This is a genomic window from Vibrio sp. 1557 (assembly GCF_033340175.1).
Taxonomy (GTDB): domain Bacteria; phylum Pseudomonadota; class Gammaproteobacteria; order Enterobacterales; family Vibrionaceae; genus Vibrio; species Vibrio alginolyticus.
The window spans coordinates 71,578-91,686 of sequence record NZ_JAWOVZ010000012.1; the positions used below are offsets into that span (position 1 = coordinate 71,578).

22 protein-coding genes are annotated in these 20,109 nt (G+C 45.8%); 9 read left to right on the top strand and 13 right to left on the bottom strand.

Annotation, left to right across the window (positions count from 1 at the left end; translation table 11 throughout):
- Positions 1-40: 40 nt before the first annotated feature.
- Positions 41-337, top strand: a complete 297-nt coding sequence (locus R7070_RS15195; protein ID WP_053307751.1) for a hypothetical protein — start codon at positions 41-43, stop codon at positions 335-337.
- Between the two features lie 96 nt (positions 338-433).
- Here R7070_RS15195 and R7070_RS15200 read toward each other — a convergent pair whose 3' ends face one another.
- On the bottom strand, positions 434-1,483 hold the full coding sequence (locus R7070_RS15200; protein WP_085568982.1) for a Preprotein translocase subunit SecY: 1,050 nt from the start codon (positions 1,481-1,483) through the stop codon (positions 434-436).
- 439 nt (positions 1,484-1,922) lie between these two features.
- Between R7070_RS15200 and R7070_RS15205 the strand changes: the two genes are divergently transcribed.
- Positions 1,923-2,384: a hypothetical protein gene (locus R7070_RS15205; protein WP_005388493.1), complete on the top strand. Its 462-nt coding sequence runs from the start codon at positions 1,923-1,925 to the stop codon at positions 2,382-2,384.
- Positions 2,385-2,477: 93 nt separating this feature from the next.
- Complete coding sequence (locus R7070_RS15210) at positions 2,478-2,951, top strand: copper chaperone PCu(A)C (RefSeq protein ID WP_085568981.1); 474 nt, start codon at positions 2,478-2,480, stop codon at positions 2,949-2,951.
- A 341-nt stretch (positions 2,952-3,292) separates the two neighbouring features.
- Here the strand turns inward: R7070_RS15210 and yegD are convergent, their stop codons facing one another.
- The 4 genes from yegD to R7070_RS15230 all read right to left on the bottom strand — a co-directional run bounded on the left by yegD (position 3,293) and on the right by R7070_RS15230 (position 6,629).
- On the bottom strand, positions 3,293-4,645 hold the full coding sequence (gene yegD, locus R7070_RS15215; protein WP_161441559.1) for a molecular chaperone: 1,353 nt from the start codon (positions 4,643-4,645) through the stop codon (positions 3,293-3,295).
- 122 nt (positions 4,646-4,767) lie between these two features.
- The gene (locus R7070_RS15220; RefSeq protein ID WP_130545582.1) at positions 4,768-5,391 is read right to left on the bottom strand and encodes a hypothetical protein; all 624 of its coding nucleotides are present in this window, start codon (positions 5,389-5,391) and stop codon (positions 4,768-4,770) included.
- Positions 5,392-5,717: 326 nt separating this feature from the next.
- Complete coding sequence (locus tag R7070_RS15225; protein WP_005375836.1) at positions 5,718-6,038, bottom strand: DOPA 4,5-dioxygenase family protein; 321 nt, start codon at positions 6,036-6,038, stop codon at positions 5,718-5,720.
- A 396-nt stretch (positions 6,039-6,434) separates the two neighbouring features.
- Positions 6,435-6,629 (bottom strand): hypothetical protein, encoded by a 195-nt coding sequence (locus tag R7070_RS15230; RefSeq protein WP_127891143.1) that lies wholly within the window; start codon positions 6,627-6,629, stop codon positions 6,435-6,437.
- Positions 6,630-6,694: 65 nt separating this feature from the next.
- On the opposite strand from R7070_RS15230, the gene pdhA reads away from it, so the two are divergent.
- From pdhA to R7070_RS15245, 3 genes are read left to right on the top strand one after another with little or no spacing between them, the layout of a single operon-like run.
- Positions 6,695-7,789: a pyruvate dehydrogenase (acetyl-transferring) E1 component subunit alpha gene (pdhA, locus tag R7070_RS15235; RefSeq protein ID WP_104980762.1), complete on the top strand. Its 1,095-nt coding sequence runs from the start codon at positions 6,695-6,697 to the stop codon at positions 7,787-7,789.
- Positions 7,782-8,765, top strand: coding sequence for an alpha-ketoacid dehydrogenase subunit beta (locus tag R7070_RS15240; protein WP_017634235.1), 984 nt, complete (start codon positions 7,782-7,784; stop codon positions 8,763-8,765). Before pdhA ends, R7070_RS15240 begins: the two co-directional genes overlap by 8 nt.
- A complete protein-coding gene (locus tag R7070_RS15245) occupies positions 8,762-9,910 on the top strand; it encodes a dihydrolipoamide acetyltransferase family protein (RefSeq protein WP_161440803.1) in 1,149 nt (382 codons plus the stop codon). Before R7070_RS15240 ends, R7070_RS15245 begins: the two co-directional genes overlap by 4 nt.
- A gap of 67 nt (positions 9,911-9,977) precedes the next feature.
- On the opposite strand, the gene R7070_RS15250 is transcribed toward R7070_RS15245, so the two are convergent.
- Complete coding sequence (locus R7070_RS15250) at positions 9,978-10,943, bottom strand: electron transfer flavoprotein subunit alpha/FixB family protein (protein ID WP_161440802.1); 966 nt, start codon at positions 10,941-10,943, stop codon at positions 9,978-9,980.
- Positions 10,944-11,080: 137 nt separating this feature from the next.
- Here R7070_RS15250 and R7070_RS15255 point away from each other — a divergent pair, with 137 nt between their 5' ends.
- Positions 11,081-12,742: an electron transfer flavoprotein-ubiquinone oxidoreductase gene (locus R7070_RS15255; protein WP_062730961.1), complete on the top strand. Its 1,662-nt coding sequence runs from the start codon at positions 11,081-11,083 to the stop codon at positions 12,740-12,742.
- Positions 12,743-12,801: 59 nt separating this feature from the next.
- Here R7070_RS15255 and R7070_RS15260 read toward each other — a convergent pair whose 3' ends face one another.
- Positions 12,802-13,686: a LysR family transcriptional regulator gene (locus R7070_RS15260; protein ID WP_005388553.1), complete on the bottom strand. Its 885-nt coding sequence runs from the start codon at positions 13,684-13,686 to the stop codon at positions 12,802-12,804.
- A 117-nt stretch (positions 13,687-13,803) separates the two neighbouring features.
- On the opposite strand from R7070_RS15260, the gene R7070_RS15265 reads away from it, so the two are divergent.
- Entirely contained in the window at positions 13,804-14,475 is a 672-nt protein-coding gene (locus tag R7070_RS15265) for a type 1 glutamine amidotransferase domain-containing protein (RefSeq protein ID WP_170893282.1), read from the top strand.
- Positions 14,476-14,559: 84 nt separating this feature from the next.
- Here the strand turns inward: R7070_RS15265 and R7070_RS15270 are convergent, their stop codons facing one another.
- Positions 14,560-15,207, bottom strand: coding sequence for a glutathione S-transferase family protein (locus tag R7070_RS15270; protein ID WP_256900015.1), 648 nt, complete (start codon positions 15,205-15,207; stop codon positions 14,560-14,562).
- A gap of 118 nt (positions 15,208-15,325) precedes the next feature.
- Between R7070_RS15270 and R7070_RS15275 the strand changes: the two genes are divergently transcribed.
- A complete protein-coding gene (locus R7070_RS15275) occupies positions 15,326-16,156 on the top strand; it encodes a LysR family transcriptional regulator (RefSeq protein WP_042521063.1) in 831 nt (276 codons plus the stop codon).
- A 9-nt stretch (positions 16,157-16,165) separates the two neighbouring features.
- On the opposite strand, the gene R7070_RS15280 is transcribed toward R7070_RS15275, so the two are convergent.
- The 5 genes from R7070_RS15280 to artP all read right to left on the bottom strand — a co-directional run bounded on the left by R7070_RS15280 (position 16,166) and on the right by artP (position 19,793).
- Entirely contained in the window at positions 16,166-16,738 is a 573-nt protein-coding gene (locus R7070_RS15280) for a protocatechuate 3,4-dioxygenase (RefSeq protein WP_042521065.1), read from the bottom strand.
- Between the two features lie 138 nt (positions 16,739-16,876).
- Entirely contained in the window at positions 16,877-17,545 is a 669-nt protein-coding gene (gene artM, locus R7070_RS15285; protein WP_005388569.1) for an arginine ABC transporter permease ArtM, read from the bottom strand.
- On the bottom strand, positions 17,542-18,231 hold the full coding sequence (artQ, locus tag R7070_RS15290; RefSeq protein WP_042521067.1) for an arginine ABC transporter permease ArtQ: 690 nt from the start codon (positions 18,229-18,231) through the stop codon (positions 17,542-17,544). The genes artM and artQ overlap by 4 nt, the downstream gene beginning before the upstream one ends.
- A 1-nt stretch (position 18,232) precedes the next feature.
- Entirely contained in the window at positions 18,233-18,976 is a 744-nt protein-coding gene (locus tag R7070_RS15295) for an arginine ABC transporter substrate-binding protein (protein WP_047100941.1), read from the bottom strand.
- A gap of 88 nt (positions 18,977-19,064) precedes the next feature.
- Entirely contained in the window at positions 19,065-19,793 is a 729-nt protein-coding gene (artP, locus tag R7070_RS15300; RefSeq protein WP_284143208.1) for an arginine ABC transporter ATP-binding protein ArtP, read from the bottom strand.
- Positions 19,794-20,109 lie beyond the last annotated feature (316 nt).

A 20,109-nucleotide genomic window follows, 5' to 3' on the forward strand; every position in this document is an offset into this window, starting at 1 on the left:
CGTTACACTTTACCTATGTTTCACAACATTGGTGACGACTATGAAAAAACGCAACCTCATTTTGTTAATCTTGTTTTTTGGTTCAGCCACGAGCTTAGCTAGCGTTATGGATCCTGACTGCGATGCAGAAAAGGCAGCTAAAGCCGCTGCGACAAAAGCCGTGGTTGGTGTTGGGGGTCGCTGTACGCCTAAAGAGGCACTGAAAGATACCGCAGTTGATGCAGGAAAAGACAAATTACCAGATGAAGGGATGGCGGGTAAAGCTGTTGATGCAATGACACCGGAAAAAGAGAAGAAAACGATGAAAGACGTAACCAAAAAGCTCAATAAAGATTGATACGCTTTCTTGTAGTTAACTTTAATAGCGAAACTCCCCCCCTCCCAAAAAAAGAGCGCCGATTGACGCTCTTTCCGAACTCTAATAGATAACCAATTATGCGGTTTCTGCTTCACCTATCCAATGATAATGGTGGTTGGCTTTTTTTCCCACTAAACCGAGCTCTGCCAATTCTTCAAATACCTTGTCTACCTCTTCCGCAGACAGCCTAAACTGTTTAGCAACGGCTTTTTTGGTGCACGTAATTTGATGCGTTTTAAGTGCATCGCTAACTTGCTCTAACAAGGTTTTCGGTTCCTTTGGTTCTTCTGGCTCCGGCGCAGCTGGTATTTCTTGCTCTTCTTCCTCTTTTATATGAGGAAGATAACCCGCAGGCGCTGGGTCTATATCGCGAACTGTTTTCAATATCATGTCCTCATTTCTGCGATAGAAATATCGGAACCGTTGCTCTTCACCAATCAAGCCAACAAAAAATGCAGCAAAGAAGTCCAAAAGAATCGAAAGAAATACAACCAAGCCAAGCTGAGCTTGCTGAGAGGAGGTACCAAATGCGTTGGCTAGGCTATCAATCAAACCAATCACTGAGCCTTGCGTAACCGGCGGTAAACTATCACGCTCCATAGCCAAGCGTTGCTGCTCTTCACGTAAGGTTTTGTTTTGATCCTGAATGCGAGTTACACCAGTCGCGATACGCTCCATCTCGATGTATTTCTGCGCTGCCATATTGTTGAGCTCAATCTGCTTATCGATTGCCGCAATCTGACGATTAAACGCTTCCACTTTCGCCTGCTCTACCGAAATATGACTTTGTGCACTATTGGTTGCACTATTAATGCCACCAATACTACCGCCAATGGAAATCGCAGCTAAGACTAAATAAAACACGAGAGCGGTTGCTGCTCCTGTGTAGTTGCGATGGGCTCGGCGCTCACCGTATTCATACCAAGCGTAAAATTTACCCGCTTCAAAAATGATCGCTAAACCACCAAATAAGGTTTGCATCATCGGATTTTCGTCGATAGACAAAAATAGCAATAGAGAAAAAATAGTCGATGCTAAAATCGCAGCACCAGTGAATGCGTATACACTCACCATGGCAAATCGACCTTTAGGGTATCGATATCCAATCTGTTGTTCGTATTTCATTTGAGAAATTTCTTAAGATTAATCGCCCCTCCTACTAAGTAGGACGGACGTTTCTGGCATGTACAAAGGAGCGCAGAATACCGTATCCTTTATTAAATTACTGTCATAATTCCGTTAATGGAAAACAAGTGAAGATTCGGTAGGCATTTTGAATCGATATCAGCCAAATCTAGCACGTAAAAACACCACCACGACACCCACTAACCGAAGCTTCAGTGGCATATAAGAGAGATTAATTCGGTATCTTCAAAAGCGACTAGGCAAGACTGACAAGTTGAATTGGAGGTTGTGAATGTCAGCCGAATCAAGACATTAAAGCGTTAAAAATAGGCAACAAAACAAATAATGCACACTTGCATCACCTTTTAGTAAACTGATAATTACATTGTTTGGTTAATTTGTTAGTATCCCGCGCCGAAGAAGATAAGCACTCAATTGTATGGAAAACACTCTAATACAGCACAAACACCATCGCTTGCACGCTATTGCGGTTATTATCGCGGTGTTGTTTCAGTTGTATTTAGCGTCCACAGCCGCTCTTAACCCTACACAAGTTCACAGCACAACTTGGCTCAACAAAGTCCAAAGTGAAAAGGTTTTACTGTGTACCGCAGATGGTTTCAAATGGGTGGATATCAATACGTTGATTGAGGCTAACGCTCAATCTTCTTCTAAGCTCATCCAAGATCTTAACTTACACGACGGCTTTCAGTTTGAATGCCCGCTTCTTCAAGCTGTTCAATTCTTTCTTTTGGTTGCGATTGGGCTTTACCTGACAACCATCCATTGGCTGCGCCGAGTAAAGTATGCACTGACGACTTATCACTTTTCAAAATGCGATAAGCTCGTTTACAAACACATCGCGCCTAAGCACTCTCCGCCGAGTGTTTTTCCTGCCTAACAGGCATCTAATCATTGACAACTTTATTCAAAAATAACGATGACTCTGTTTGTTGTCCATTCAGAGAAGCTATTCATTCAAAAGGAAAAACACATGCTTAAATCATTTAAAACCGCCGCTATCGCGCTTATTGCTGTCATCGCTAGCCCACTGAGTTTAGCGCACGATTATGAAGCAGGAAAAATTCATATCGACCATCCATGGAGCCGAGAAGCGCCACCAAACGCACCTGTTATCGGTGGTTTTTTTCAACTAACCAACCACGGTGACAGTGAAGATACATTGATCGCAGCAGAAAGCCCTATCGCAGGGCATGTCGAAATTCACACGCATAAGAAAGAAGATGGTGTGATGAAAATGATTAAGATTGACGAAGTGCGCGTTCCAGCCAATGAGTCTGTGTTGTTTAAACCAGGCAGCTTCCATTTAATGATTTTTAACCCAACACAAACTCTTAAAGAGGGTGACCGCTTCCCTATGACATTAACCTTCAAAAACGCAGGTAAGGTTGAAGTGGAAATGGCGGTTGAGAAACAAGGCCACATGGAAAAACACATGCACCATTAATGACGCAAACAAAAGTGCCCGCTGATTTAGCGGGCATTTTTATCTCAGCTTAGTCAAAATCATTATTCCGGTAGATCCTAACTCGACTCTTCAGAATAATGGTGATGAATAACGCTCGGCGAAACGGGGTCACATATCATAACAGCGTGCTCGGGCAAGAGATTCTAAATCACGCTCGTTCCTCGCTGTTCAGAATGACGTTAAAAGATTTAAGAATCCCAAATAGGTTTCCTACTCGCATGAAACTCAATCTCTCAGCGAAATCTTCCAACCATCATTTGATAAGCCTAAGCGAAGTCATAAATTTGGTAACAATGCCCATAGCGCAATTAGTTTTCTTTCTACTTGAAACAAACCTCAGCCCAACGAGCTAAGCCCGCAGTTACTGAGCCAAAATAGTTTCCACTGACAACCGGAATACTTGGCAGTACGGTTTGAACCGCATCGCGCAAGATTGGCGAGCGTGCCGAACCTCCAGTCATAAAGATAGCATCGGGGTTAACTCCAGCTTGCTCTACCGCTTCTGTCACCAACGCCGTCATTTTATTCTTTGGCGACTGGATCGCTTCGATCATTTCGTCACGTTGTACATCAACTTCAATCGTTTCTGATAGTAAGTTGATGCCAGTTCGGTAAGAAGCTTGTTCTGAAAGTGCCACTTTTGCCTCTTCGGCACGGCGAACAATGTTGTAGCCTAAAGACTCATGATACACCTCTAGCAAACGAGCAAGTTTTTCTGGCTCTTGAGCCTGCTTTTGAAGCAACTTTAACGCTGATAGGTTCTCTCGCGAATAGAAGTCACTCTGCGCTTCTACATTATTGATTGCTATCGGGTTCCAGAATTGGGTAGTCGGCATCACAATACCTGACTCCATTTTACTTCCCATGCCAAAAGGGAACATGAGCTGCTTAAATGCTAACGCGATATCAAGATCATTCCCGCCGACACGCTGGCCACTGTGAGCTAACAAGCTTGCGGTCCTATCTGCTTTGCCGCGCCAAGACGGTCCCATTTGGATCAACGAACAGTCCGTTGTACCACCGCCAATATCGACTACTAGAATGATTTTATCTTCGCTGAGTGTCGCTTCATACTCTAGGCCCGCCGCGACAGGCTCAAACTGAAACTCCACATTTTGGAAGCCCGCACGTTTCGCTGCCCGCAACAAAATGCGTTCAGCCTGAATGTTAGCCGTTTCACCGCCACGCCCATGAAAGTTAATTGGTCTGCCGATCACAGCATCGGTAATACTTTGCTGCGCATCGCTTTCGGCTTCCGACTTAATATTGTCCATCATCGCGCAGACAAGGTCTTCGAAAAAAGCCAATTGCACATCACGCAAGCCAGATGCACCAAGAAAAGACTTCGGCGATTTCACATAATAGATATCGCGAGGATCTTCCAAATAGAGGTTAAGTGCATCCTGACCAAACGCAATGTCGTCGGATTCTAAGTCAATACTTTCTTCTCGGTTTAAATTGATTGCCCGGCGTAAAACCTGCTCACCAACTTGATCTAATGGTTTAATATCTCGATGGCGAAATAAATGCTCGGATACCGATTCACGACTCGGTGCAGCAAGGGTGGAAGGAATAAAAGGGCTGTTTCCTTCTAGATTAAGCAGTACTGGCTCACCCGGTTCCATTTTAGCCACTGAACAGTTTGCAGTACCATAGTCAAAGCCGATAAACATTGTTTCTCCCACTGTCCCACTGATTAGTGGCCTTTTGACCGTTAAAAAAACTGGCAATGCTAACTTAATGGCATAAGAATTACTATCCTAAAATCGAATGTAATTTAACGTGGAAAACCTATCTAAGGTACACTATTTTCTCTTTTTGCAGATGGCACAACAACCGCTACCAATAAAGCTAACAGCAGGAACACAGGGCTAAGCATTAATCCATGCCAGATTGAATACCCATCATGGAACAGCCAGAATATACCAAGCGTCAGTAGGTACGAAAAGTAGCTGCAAAACACCAAGCTAATCGCGACAAAGCGCTTTTGATTAATAATAAGAATCCGCACTAGATACTGGCTAAGAATACCGGAGCAGCGCATGGCAAGTTGCCAATTAATGATAAAGAAAGCAAGCGCAATAAACCCAGCTACGACCAGTGCATCATGCGTGCTTAAAATGAAGTAGCTACCAAATCGGCTTATGATGACCGGATAATCGCCTTCGTATATCGTTGACCAAGATATTGCGTTCGCTGCTGCTACGTAATTGGCAAAATAAGCAATAGCGTAGAAAGTCGTTTGAGAACTGAACGGCTGAAATACATCCCTACAAAATCCTCGCCATTCTTCTTTGTTGGCGGTAGGCCCTACCCAGTCACGTTTTTTTTGGGCGGTACGCCCGGCAAACTCAGGCCCGTTGCGAAACAACAGCCAAAATATATAGAGTGCAAGTATAACCAAGAGTATTGAAAACATACCCTTCCCCCTCAGCAATTATCGGCGCCACTGCCAATGGCGTTGGGGTCGTAAACTGCACTTCCCTGCTATACCTATTTGATTTATCAAAGACTTATTGTTTTATTACCACCAAAATTCATTTAATGGCATGCTAAACAGCGATATTTTCACGCTTTGTGCGTGAAGTTCGAAAGCCTACTTTTAGGTTTAGCATAAAAATAGCTACAACAAAGCGTAAGATAGGGATTCCGCACCCATCAATGAAGATGAGGCGTTAAGCAGAAGCTGCGACCGCAATGAGAAGAGAAGGATTCAAAGCGGTCATGCATGGGCGGGAGGAGCAACTATTTCTCTAACTTTTCTTCAAATACACCAATCTCTCTGCCCAACCAAATCGCGCGTTCTGTGTGATCGAGCAACTCTTCTTCGCTTACTGGGTGAATAAGCACAGAAAAATCGCCTCGAATCGTATCAAGCCACGCCAAGAACTCTTCACTCAATGATTCTAGGTGAATTTCAAACATCGGCATTTTGTGTGGGCCAACTAACCTTCCAACTAATGGAAACACACGCAGCACATCTTGACGCTCTTGACGGATGATCTCGTTCAAGGCTTGCGCTTTATCTTGTTCTCTTAGGGGAAAATAAACATGAGCGTGGTACATAACTTCTCCATAATCACTTCCGCTTGAGCACCACCTACTTTGGATAAGCTCAAGGACTGCCGAGGGTATACATTTGTAATGCCGTCACCCTACCTTGATTCCACTCAGTTGGGAAGAAGTTATGCATTCTCATAAGGTCGAGGCTTCGAGCACAACAAAAATTTGCAATTCATCATATAGCAACTGTTTGAGTTGATTCATTAATAATGACTCACTTTGTCAAATTTTACAGCCAAATTTTGTTGCAAATATGTTTCATTAACCAGTAATTAAATTCGAGTTTAAAAATACCACCAACAAAATATCAGCATATTACTCTGCAAAATCAGGGTGTAAGCAAAACTTTACTACTGATCGAAAGTCAAAATGAAGCATAATTTAACAATTTGTTTACACTTATTGTATCTGGCTATACCACGATTTAGTTAGAGGGTTAGATACAGAAAAGCCTTTCTCTGTATCTTGCGGTGAAATAGTCGCAGCGATGTTATCGACAAATAGTTTAAGGGACGAACAGATGCCTACCGCTATCGAAAGCACACGCAACCTTAGGTATGGCCTTTGCGCTGATATCAGAGTTTGAGTACCCATACAAACTCTGGTTTTGTATGAACAGCTGCAGTCCAAAAGACCCGCAGCGTCAAAAGGAGCTTGAGATGAACGTTCAGGCATTACCCATGCATCGGTTTATCGACCATCGTGGGGACCTAGTCGGCCAACTACCCAACTGGGCTGACACTGAAACATTGGTCGGGTTTTACCGAGATATGGTATTAACTCGCACTTACGACAACAAAGCAGTTGCCTTGCAACGCACCGGTAAGCTAGGGACCTATCCCTCACACTTAGGCGCGGAAGCCATAGGCATTGCGGTCGGCAGAGCACTTAAAGCCGATGATGTGTTTGTTCCTTACTACCGCGATATGCCTGCGATGTGGTGTCGTGGCATTGGCATGGAAAAGAACCTTCAATACTGGGGTGGCGATGAGCGCGGGAGTGATTTTGCTCCTGAAGGCAGTCCGGTTCCTAGCCGAGACCTTCCCTACTGTGTACCCATAGCGACGCAATGTACGCATGCTGTCGGGGTGGCTTCCGCGCTAAAAATTCAAGGTAACCATGAAGCTGCGCTAGTCATGTGCGGCGATGGTGGTACATCCAAAGGGGACTTTCTTGAGTCAATAAACTGCGCAGGTACTTGGAATATTCCACTTGTTTTCGTCGTAAACAATAACCAGTGGGCAATTTCAGTGCCGCGTAGTCTACAATGTGCCGCCGATTTCTTATCAGCAAAAGCGCAAGGTGCAGGTATACCGGGTATTACTGTCGATGGTAACGATGTCGTCGCCGTTTATGATGCAACTAAAACCGCCCTTGAGAGAGCAAGAAAAGGGAAAGGCGCAACACTCATCGAAGCGGTGAGTTACCGACTGAGTGACCACACTACGGCCGATGATGCGACTCGTTATCGTAAAGAAGATGATGTTCAAACCGCATGGCAATACGAACCTATCGCACGTCTTAAAACGTATCTCCTTAATCAAGGCGCTTGGAGCGACGAACAAGAACAGCAATGGCTAGATTACTGTAAAGAGCAAGTAGAGTTAGCTGTTGAACGCTATCTGAGCTTACCGCCACAAGCACCAGAAACCGGTTTCGATTATTTGTATGAATCGCTACCTCAAGAGCTTCATGCACAAAGAGATGAACTCATCAACAAGGCAATGAGAATGCAGGGAGGCAGACATGGCTGAGCTAACGTTGGTTGAAGCAGTAAACCTTGCCCTGCACCACGAAATGCAACAAGACCCCAATGTTGTCGTATTAGGTGAAGACGTGGGCGATAATGGTGGTGTATTTCGTGCCACTGTTGGACTCAAGCAAGAGTTTGGTCTTAAACGAGTCATCGATACGCCACTCGCTGAAGCCTTAATCGGCGGGGTTGCGGTCGGTATGGCAACGCAAGGATTACGACCTGTCGCCGAATTTCAGTTTCAAGGTTTCGTTTTTCCTGCGATGGAGCACTTAATGTGCCACGCGGCTCGAATGCGTAACAGAACTCGCGGTCGGCTCACTTGTCCCGCGGTTTTTCGTGCGCCATTTGGCGGCGGTATCCACGCTCCGGAACACCACTCAGAAAGCGTGGAAGCGCTATTTGCTCACACTGCTGGATTTAAAGTAGTGATTCCTTCTTCTCCACAACGCGCATACGGCTTACTTCTCGCTGCAATTAGAAGCAATGATCCCGTCATGTTCTTCGAACCGAAGCGCATATATCGCACAGTTAAATCTGAAGTCGTTGATAACGGCGAAGCACTCCCACTCGACACCTGCTTCACCTTGCGTAAGGGGCGAGATATCACGCTCGTTACTTGGGGCGCATGCGTCGTAGAGTCACTTCAGGCCGCGCAAACCTTGTCTAGTCAGGGGATTGAAGTCGAGGTGATTGATTTGGCGAGTATTAAGCCAATTGATACCGCGACGATTTTCAGCTCACTAGAAAAAACTGGACGTTTACTCGTTGTTCATGAAGCGAGTAAAACTTGTGGTGTGGGCTCTGAGCTATTAGCTCGAACCGCTGAACATGCCATGTGCTTACTTAAAGCCCCACCTAAACGAGTAACTGGAATGGACACCATTATGCCTTATTACCGTAACGAAGATTATTTCATGGTTCAGGAAGAAGACATTGTGACCGCGGCGCGCGAACTCGTGGAGGATTGGAAATGAAGACGTTTAACTTACCCGATCTCGGCGAAGGCCTCGCTGAATCAGAAATTGTAAAATGGCACGTTAATGTCGGAGACATGGTTAAATTAGATCAAGTGATCTTAACCGTAGAGACAGCAAAAGCGACGGTCGACGTCCCTGCCCCCTACTCGGGCCGTGTGGTCAGCCGTCATGGTGAGGAAGGTGAAATCGTCAATATTGGTGCATTACTGCTAGAGATTGATGAAACAGGTGCCGGGAGAGAAGTAACGACAGAGAAAAAAGCCACTGCTGACGCCGCAACCGTCGTCGGCAGCGTTTCTCACCAAGCGCATCATGTAAACGTTGATGATTTCTGGATAGGTGGCAACCACAACACGACAGAAAGTAACCTCGTTACCGCCCTGCCTTCGGCTCGCTTGTTGGCACAAAAACTTGGGGTAGATCTTAACCTCGTGTCAGGTAGTGGCCCGAACGGACTTATCGTTGATGCCGATATTTACGACGAAGCCGGAAAACAGCGTCCAGGCACCGAAGTTTTGAAAGGCGCTCGACGTACCATGGTATCGTCTATGACCGAGTCGCACGAACATGTTGCCGCCGTAACCATTACGGAAGAAGCGTTGTTGGAAGATTGGCTGCCAAACGAAGATATCAGTATCCGCCTTGTTCAAGCGATTGTTCATGCGTGTCAAGAAGAGCCTGCTTTAAACGCTTGGTTTGATGCCGAAACCATGACACGCTGTGTACACACAACGGTCAATGTAGGAATTGCAGTAGATAGCCGTCATGGATTGTACGTACCAGTCTTGCGCCACGCAGATGAATACGAGCCACAAGATGTTCGTCGTTGGCTCGATCAAACCGTTGAAGGGATCAGAGAGAGAAAAATCGGTCGTGAGCAATTGCAGCACGCGACGATTACGCTTTCCAACTTCGGCGCGATTGCCGGTATTTACGCAACACCTGTCGTCACACCGCCACAAGTCGCTATTGTAGGCGCGGGCCGAATACTCGACCGAGTTGTGATAAGAAATGGTCAGGCAATTTCGGTGAAAGCAATGCCGCTATCCGTAACGTTTGATCATCGCGCTTGTACTGGTGGTGAAGCTGCAAGGTTTACGAAAGTACTTGCAGAGCACCTGCAACGTCCGAGCGAAAAGTAACTTATTAAAATCAAATGATAAAGGCTTCCAATTTGGAAGCCTTTTGTTTTAGGGAACAAGACTATATCTACAGCTTCTCTAACAGCTCAGGCATTACCACAAACAAATCGCCGACCAATCCATAATCTGCAATGTCAAAAATAGGCGCATCAGGATCGCTATTAATTGCAACAATCACCTTGGAATCTTTCATTCCCGCCAAATGCTGGATCGCGCCAGAAATTCCGACGGCAATGTATAACTCCGGTGCAACAATTTTGCCGGTTTGCCCGACTTGATGGTCATTAGACACATAGCCCGCATCGACCGCCGCTCGTGACGCCCCTACCGCTCCACCTAGCTTGTCAGCCAATTGTTCTACTAAAACAAACTTCTCTTTACTCCCGAATGCACGCCCCCCCGACACCACTACTCTAGCCACTGGCAATTCTGGTCGCTCACTTTCTGGCGTTTGTTGCGAAACAAACTCACTAAGTTTATTGATAATCACCGTGTCGACTTGAGTAAGCTTAGGGACAACTGGCGTGTCAGATAGCTCTGCGGCATCAAAAGCCGTACTTCTTATGGTCATCACTTTATAGGGATCATTCGACGTGACTCTCGCCAATGCATTTCCAGCATAAATTGGACGAATCACCGTATCGATAGACTCGATTGTCATCACGTCAGAAAGTTGACCAACATTAAGCAACGCCGCCACACGAGGCATCACATTCTTACCAAATGTACTGGCAGGAGAAAGAATGTGTGAGTAGTTTTTGGCTACTTGTGAGATCAAAGGTGCGATATTTTCCGCTAATCCATGTTCATATCCCTTCGCATCAACCCAGATAATTTCTGCAACACCTTGAACACAATTCAACTCATCCAAAACTGATTGGCACTGATAACCAATAAGCAACACAGAAACAGGAAGCGATTTATCATCATCCTTAATCTCAAATGCCGCTTTAATTGCACACAGCGTCCCTACAGCCAACGATTGGTTGTCATGCTCTGCGAGCACAAGTGTTGCTAATGGTCGGTCTTCCATGGTCATGCCTCATATAACACGTCAGCTCCATTACTTGAGCTTAGTCCACTTCACGTTAACGTCAACTGAGCTATAGTTTTCTGTATAGAAACCAAAACCTGTCACGCAGATGACGATAATAGAAAGGAAGCATAAAGATGGAACGAGAATGCATGGAGTTTGATGTCGTGATCGTGGGGGCCGGACCCGCAGGCTTAAGCGCCGCTTGTCGGCTAGCTCAACTCAACCAAGACAGTGAAGGTGACGCACTTTCAATTTGCGTTGTAGAAAAAGGCTCAGAAGTGGGCGCACATATTTTATCTGGCGCTGTTTTTGAAACTAGTGCCTTAGATGAGCTTTTCCCCGACTGGAAAGAAATGGAGGCCCCGCTAGCAGCCTCGGTTCAACGAGATAATTTCCTTTATCTTACTACTGAACAAAACCATATTCGAGTTCCTCACATCCTTACACCGCGTCCAATGATAAATGGCGAGAATAATTACGTAATTAGCCTTGCCAACCTTTGCCGTTGGCTCGCTAACCAAGCAGAAAATCTTGGGGTGGAAGTTTTTCCGGGCTTTGCCGCTGCAAGCATCAATTATGATCAGACTGGCGCCGTGACAGGCATTAACACGAGCGATATGGGACTAGATAAGAACGGCCAGGCCAAACCTAACTTTGAACCAGGTATCGAGCTAAGGGCAAAATACACCCTTTTTGCTGAAGGTTGTCGCGGACATCTGGGTAAAGAACTTATTCAAAGGTTCGACCTAGACGCAGGAAAGCAACCACAGCACTACGCGCTTGGCCTAAAAGAGATATGGGAGTTACCCACTGACAGTAAGGATGTATCTGGCAGTGTTATCCATTCCGCTGGCTGGCCCTTGAGTGAAACAAATACCACAGGCGGCGGTTTTCTCTATCACATGGAGAACAACCAAATCGCCGTCGGGCTTATTGTCGACTTGAATTACAGCAATCCTTACTTGAGTCCGTTTGACGAATTTCAACGCTTTAAGCACCATCCTGCTATTGAAACACATTTGAAAGGTGCTCAGCGCATCGCTTACGGCGCAAGAGCCATTGCGAAAGGTGGGCTTTCCTCTCTGCCGAGACAGCAATTCCCTGGCGGTTTATTGATTGGTTGTGATGCGGGGACTTTGAACGTCGCAAAAATTAAAGGCAGCCACACAGCAATGAAATCCGGAATCATTGCAGCAGAAGCGGTACATACGGCCCGACAAACTGGAGCTTCTGAGCCAGACTACCAGTCGTTGTTTGAATCATCATGGTTGTATGACGAACTCGCCGAAACGCGTAACTTTGGCGCGAACATTCATAAGTTGGGCAGCATACTTGGCGGTGCTCTTTCGACTTTTGAACACAACCTGTGGCAACCACTGGTTAAGAAGCCGTTACCTTGGTCTATCAAGGACTATTCGCACGATCATGAGCAGTTAAAACCTAAACAAGAGTGCCACCCAATTGCATACCCAAAACCAGATGGTGAAATCAGTTTTGATAAGCCTTCGTCGGTATTTTTGTCGGGAACACAGCACGAAGAGAATCAACCTTGTCACCTTGTTCTGACTTACCCTCACATTCCAATTGATGTGAATTTAGGTATGTATGACGAACCAAGTCAGCGCTATTGCCCCGCTGGGGTTTATGAAGTGGTGGAAGTGAACAATAAGTTGAAGTTTCAGATAAATGCCGCCAACTGTGTGCATTGCAAAACCTGTGACATCAAAGATCCTTCACAAAACATCACATGGAAAGCACCAGAAGGCGGCGGTGGACCGAGCTATCAAAACATGTAGATACGTTAGTATGTTGACGATCTAACAAATGGATAAACAAACCGATTGGCAGAGCCTCATTACTCCTGCCAATCGGCAAAATGATCAAGCAAGAAGTCGATAGCCAATCGCGCTCGTAGTGGCAGAAAGTGACGATTCTGATAAACAATCCAGCTGCTGTTGCCACTTCCCCAATAGGGCTCTAGGATTGGCACCAAACGACCAGACGAAATAGCATCGTTGAAACTGCTCTTCGGTAAGTACGCCACACCTAATCCTTCTGCACAGGCTTGCAAGACCGTGTGTGCGTTATTGCTCTTCCATCTGCCCTGCACTTTTACGCCATCTAAAGGCTTGCCGTCTTTTTCAAACAACCAAACGTCTTTGTTGGCAATAATGCAGCTATGACGCTTGAGTTGCTCGGGGTGCGTTGGCAAACCATGTTCATCGAGATAACGCTGACTGGCTGCCGCTGCCATGGGACGATCCACCAGCTTTCTCGCAACCAAGCCTGAATCACTCAACCTTCCGTAACGAATAGCGAAATCGAAGCCATCTTCAATAAAGTTGACCATGCTGGTGTTGAAGTTGATTTCTACCGTGAGATTAGGATGTTGCTTGGCAAACGCCATCAAGGCAGGCGCTACATGGTTCTCAGAAAACGCACCAGCGGCGCTCACGCGTAACGTACCACTCAGTTGAGTTTGCTGCGTGGTGAGCTGTTCATTCGCTTGCTGAAGCCCAATCACCAACTCTTTACACTGCTGATAATACGCTTGCCCTGCTTCCGTTAGACTCACCATTCTTGTCGAACGTGCTAACAAGGCGACACCTAATCGCTCTTCTAACCTTGTGACTTGACGACTGACATGACTGGTACTGCAACCTAACTGTTTTGCCGCTGCAGAAAACCCTAAGCTCTCAGCAACCGTAACAAACTCATTGATACCTTCAAAACTGTCCATACTTACCTTTGCTATATAGCAATAATGTTTTGCCAATTAATCGTATTATCACTTATTTGTTTAGCAATTAGTATGAAGGTGTTCAACAAATACACGTAAGCCAAAAAGGAAACCATCATGAAGAAAGTACTCATCATTGTGACGAACCATGCGACCCTTGGTGAAACTGACCAAGCAAACGGAACTTACGCGCCAGAGCTCACTCATGCCCTTAGCGAACTACTGGGTGCAGGCTTCGATTACGACATTGCCTCTATCAAAGGCGGGCAAGCACCACTGTACGGAACCGACATCGAAGGTGACGCAATAAACGAGAAAATCTTGGCGGATGATGATTTCCAGAACCGCATCAACAACACGATTCCAGTGTCACAAATCAACGGTGACAACTATGATGCGATCTTCTATCCGGGTGGTTTTGGTCTTCTTTCAGACCTAGCGAGCAACGAAGATTTTGCCAAGATTTCTGCAAAACACTATGAAGATGGCGGTATTGTTGCAGCAGTTTGTCATGGCCCGGGCGCTCTTCTTCCTATCACGCTTAGCAATGGCGAAAAGCTGCTTGCGTCTAAATCAGTAACAGGTTTCACTCGCGAAGAAGAGATCGACTTCGGCACCATCAACGATATCCCATTCCTATTGGAAGAATCTCTTGCACGCAGCGCAGCACGCTACTCTAAAGTGCAACCATGGCAAGAGTTTGTAATTGTGGATGATCGTGTCATCACAGGTCAAAACCCAACGAGCGCACACGGCGTAGGCAGAGCGATTGTTGAACACCTAGCTTAAACGCGCCGGAAACTACAACTATCCTAGAAGAGGAAAGCGTGCTTTGTCATGCTTTCCCTTGCTACAGGCGATCGCAAGATGCGCTTATACTTCTTCCCCTGCCTCGTCCTCTTCTACGATATCCGTTTCTTGGCTCGCCTCTTCCAACCATTGCTGTAAAGATTCACTTGCTAGCACCTTCTGTTGGTAAGCTTTGGCACCTTCGGATAACTCGATACCGTAAGTTTGGAAACGCAATGCCACAGGTGCATACATAGCATCAGCTATCGACCATTCTCCAAATAGCCAACCGTTGGGATACAGCTTGGCTTGTTCTGCCCAAATAGCGTCAATGCGAGCAATATCTTTACGTGCTCCCTCCGTTAGATCGACTTTTCTGCGTGCGCGGATGTTCATTGGGAGTTCGCTTCTTAAGTTAAAGAAACCCGAATGCATTTCTGATGCGATGGCGCGTGCTTTAGCCCGTTCCGCAGACTTACTTGGCCATGCTTTGCCTTGTAAGTATTGCTCGTTAACGTATTCCAAAATAGCTAATGAATCCCACACGGTTGCGTCATCATCCACTAAGGTAGGGACTTTCACGGTTGGTGTAATACCTTCCAAGGTCTTATAAAAATCTTCCGTGAATAATTTGAGCTTGGTGACTTCGACATCCAGTTTGAATTGAGAAAAGATCAGCCATGCGCGCAGTGACCAGCTTGAGTAGTTTTGGTTAGCAATAAACAGTTTCATGACGCCTCCATGCGGTTTGTGTTTTGAGTACCCATTCACAATATCTGATTGTATTTAAGGGGACTAACGGATAGTTTTGATGGAACACTTCAACAAAAACGATGGATGAGTTTTAGATATGGATATCGATGCGTTACGCAGCTTTCTGGCTTTTGTCGAAACGGGAAGTTTCACTCGTGCAGCCAAGCAGATCAATCGCACCCAATCCGCATTCAGTGCGCAAATGCGTAAGCTAGAAGACGAACTCAGCGTCAGTTTGTTTGAAAAAGAAGGTCGCAATCTTGTCTTAAGTGAAGCGGGATTAGCACTACGCTCTCACGCAGAGCAATTGGTTAGCTTGCACAATCAAGCACTGAAACAAGTGAGGCGCTATGAAAACAAGCGCCCTCTTCGCTTAGGTTGCCCTGAGGATTACAATGACAATATCTTGCCTAAAGTCATCCGCGTATTACAGCAATCTGAGCCCACATGTTCAATTCAAGTCTTCAGTGAGCCAAGCATCACCTTGAGAGAGAAACTAGATGAAGGAAAGCTAGACGCCGCTATTGTGACAAGAGCACCGGATAGTGAAGAAGGTTATTGGCTAGCGAGCGACAAAGGCGTGTGGATTGCTCATCCTGATTTTGACATTGAGAACGCCCAACCTCTCCCTCTCGCCCTATTCCAAACCGACTGTAAATACCATGCGGCAGCAGTAGACGGATTAACCAAACGTGGTACTCCTTATCAACTACTGGCATGTTGCAATACAGCTTCTGCACAACGAGCAATTGTACGTTCAGGCATGGCTATCGGTGCGATGGGCAGTATTAGCGTTAGCGAGGATCTTAAGATCTTAGACGATATGCCATCGCTACCTTCCGTGGATATCGTTTTGGTCACGGGCGTCGAGCCTCATCCGATACTGGATAAAGAATGCTTGGCGCAATTGGTTGAGTTAATGGCTTAACCGGATTAGCTAGCCAATCACAAAGTTAAATTGGCCAGTTAATCGCCCGTCGGTTCGTATGGTTTCAAACTGTAGATAATCTCGGGCTTTGCCACCCCACCATTCATCACCAGTATTGCCTTTTAAGTACAACTGAGTGGTCAGAAGCTCTTGGTTATCCCGCCACAACTTAACGTGAATGTGCGGTGGACGAGAGGCATAAGGCACGGGGTACAAAGTCTGGAATAAGTAGCGACCATCCGATTGAGTTTCTACCGCGCCAAAACCTGCAAAGTGAGCATCAAACTTATCATTATTTGGCTGCTTAGGATGATCGTAAATCCCCTGCCCATCGCATTGCCAGATTTCTACTTTGATACCCGAGACAGGGTTTCCCGATGTATCTACGACTTTACCTTGCAACACGATAGCTTCACCGACCAAACCTTCTGTTTGCAGAATCAAGTTTTGACGAAGAGGAATGTTCACTACTGGATAAAATGGCCCTTCAGTTTGTGCTGGCGTTGGCCGCATTGGTGTTTTCGCTTTTAAAGAGGGTACGAACAACAATGTCCACAGCGCTAAAAAGTGTCTTCTTTCCATGGTGCCACCAATGCAATTACGTTGAATTAAGTTTGGTGGAACTTGAGGGATTTGCCATAACGAATATAAAAAATGCCCCTGCAAGAGAGTCATTTGCAGAGGCACTGTGAAACTAAGTGATGAGTGTTGATTGAAGGTTTATGCGGCTTCGAACGCCAATGCTTTCTTCTCTACCTGACGGAAAATGAGAGTCAGCACACCATTTACCGTTAAATAAAATGCGCCTGCAATACCAAATACCGTCAACGTGTCGTAGGTTTGTGCGTTAATGCGTTGCGCGTAGCCCATCAGATCCATGATCGTAATCGTGCTTGCTAGTGACGTACCTTTGAAGACCAAAATCACTTCGTTCGAGTAAGCCGGAACCGCACGACGAATAGCGTATGGCAGCAGCACTTTTAGTGTTGCGGTTTTGTTCATACCTAATGCACGACACGCTTGCCATTGACCAGAAGGAATCGCGTTAAACGCTCCTTTGAACAACTGAGTGCTGTATGCAGCGGTATTGAGTGCTAGCGCTAACATCGCACAGAACCAAGGTTGGCTTAACCATGTCCAGAATACACTTTCTCTTACGGCATCAAACTGACCCGGACCGTAGTACACCAAGAAGATCTGTACCAGCAAAGGCGTACCTGTGAACAAGGTGATGATGCCACGACTTACCCAATGCAAACCCGGAGTACGTAGGATCAGAGTCAGCGTCATCATCAGAGCTAAAAGACAGCCCACAACCAAGGAAGCGGCGGTCAATTGGAGGCTAGTGCCTAAGCCATCCAGCATTTGCCAAACGTGTTGTTCGTTCATGCGGTCGCCTCCTGTCCCATGCTCATGCCTTGAATTGAGAACTTCTTATCAATCAGTTTGACGGCACGTTGTGTAATCAAAGTAATGCCTAGGTAAATCACCGCAGCGGTTGCGTACCATGTAAACGCTTCATGCGTCGCTGCAGATGTTAGCTGCGCTTGTTTCAACAAATCCGTCACGCCGATCAGTGATACAAGCGCGGTGTCTTTCAGCAGAACTAACCATTGGTTAGTTAAACCTGGTAGTGCGTGTCTTACTGCTTGTGGTAAAACAATGCGAACGAAAGCGTGTGCTTGACTGATGCCGAGTGCACTTGCTGCTTCTCTCTGCCCTCTTCCAACGGCTTTTAATGCGCCACGTAGAGTTTGAGAAGCGTAGGAAGCGAAGATCAATGACAACGCCACCACGCCAGACAAGAACGGGCTAACTTCAATAAAGTCGCCGGTGATTAAAAACAGAACCTGCGTCGAACCAAAATAGATGAACAACACGACAAGGATTTCTGGCAAGCCACGTACAATCGTCACAAACGCCGTCATTGGCCATTTAACGAAAACGCGGCGAGACATTTCACCACTGGCGAATACCACTGCCAGAATCAAACCGACTAAGAGGCTTGTGAAGGCTAGCTGGACAGTCATCCAACTAGCTTGAACAAGCGATAAAGAGTAACCCGTTAGTGCCATATTACTTACCGAAGTATTTGTTGTAGATTACGTCGTATTCGCCGTTTGCTTTCACTGTTTTCAGTGCTGTGTTCAGCTTGTTCACTAGCTCGTCGTTACCTTTATTTACTGCGATACCGAAACCGTTACCGAAGTATTTAGGGTTAGTGATGTGCTCACCCACGTAAGCTAGGTTGTCTTCTTTCTTGAACCATTCTGCTACGACTGCTGTGTCACCGAATACAGAATCAATACGGCCATTCTTCATATCGATGAATGCGTCTTGGTAGCTTGAGTAAGGAACCGCTGTTACGCCAGGCATTTGCTCAATCAGGTAGCTTTGGTGTGTTGAACCGTTTTGAACACCAACACGCTTACCTTCTAGTGCTTTTTGATCGGCCACTTTTTCTTTGATAGAAACAAACGCTGCTGAGTTGTCATAGTATGCATTCGTGAAATTCACTTGCTCCAAACGCGCCTCAGTAATGTCCATTGCAGAGATTGCCGCATCGTAGCGCTTGAATTTTAATGCTGGGATCAGGCTGTCAAAAGATTGGTTGTGGAAGGTGCATTTTGCTTCGATTTCTTTACATAGTGCATTCGCCAGATCCACATCAAAACCTTGGATTTGGTTGTTTTCATCCATGTATTCGAACGGTGCGTACGTCGCTTCCATCGCGAATTTGATCTCTTCTTGTGCTGCTGCGTTTGCTGCCATAGTTGCAGAAGAAAGGCCGATTAGTGAAGCTAGTAGAATCTTTTTCATTGCAATACTCCGTGTGTACTTAGTGGGCTGACACTCGCAATGACAGCCGAGCTTATCTGTTAAATAGACTGAACTTTAAAAACGTGATTTAGTGATTTAAGTAGTCAGCAAACTGGGCGGTTTGCGGGTTAGAAAACGAATCATTTGTGCCGTGCTCAACGATGTGTCCTTTTTCTAAATACAGTACGTGGCTAGCGATTTTCTTGGCGAAATCCACTTCGTGCGTCACAACTACTTGTGTAATTCCGGTTTCGCTTAAATCTTTAATAATCTTAACGACTTGGTTAGTAATTTCCGGATCAAGCGCAGCGGTCGGTTCATCAAAAAGCAAGACTTCCGGTTTCATCATCAATGCACGAGCAATCGCCACACGTTGTTGCTGACCACCAGAAAGTTGCATCGGCCATGCATCCGCTTTGTCTGCCAAATGCAGCGTCGCAAGAATTTGCATTGCCTGCTTCTTCGCTTCGTCTTTATCCATGCCAGCGACTTTTACCGGAGCCTCAATCAGGTTCTCCATCACTGTCATATGCGGCCATAGGTTGTACTGTTGGAACACCATGCCCACTTTACGACGAAGCGCTAAACCTTGCTTCTCTTTGATTTCAGTTGAAAAGTCGAATGCGTCATTAGCGATGTTTAACTGGCCGTTATCCGCTCCTTCAAGAAGGTTAAGAACACGTAGTAGAGAGCTCTTCCCTGCACCACTCGGACCGAGTAACACCAGTGTTTCGCCGCTTTCACACTTAAAGCTGACATCGTGAAGCACTTGTGTCTCACCGTAGGATTTATTGATTCCGCTTACCTGAATAGTCATGCTGACATACCGCATTAATTGTCACTTGGCATTTATATTACTCAAAAGGATTTTTTATGCAATAAAAATGTATAAAAATTAATTTCGTTAAATTTTTGTATGATAAGCAATCAATACAACAGAGAATATGACTGGTTTAATCAGTTGGTTTTAACTGAAATTGTTGATGAAAATCCAACAATATGATGGCAATCGAAACAAGGTTAAAATTCTGGTTACTTTTGTGCTTGTGTAGATGGAATTTTGAGTCTTTGAGCGTACTACACCCGACGCAGACCTTCTCATTTTTGCCGGGCTCCCCTCGATTTCCGGTAAA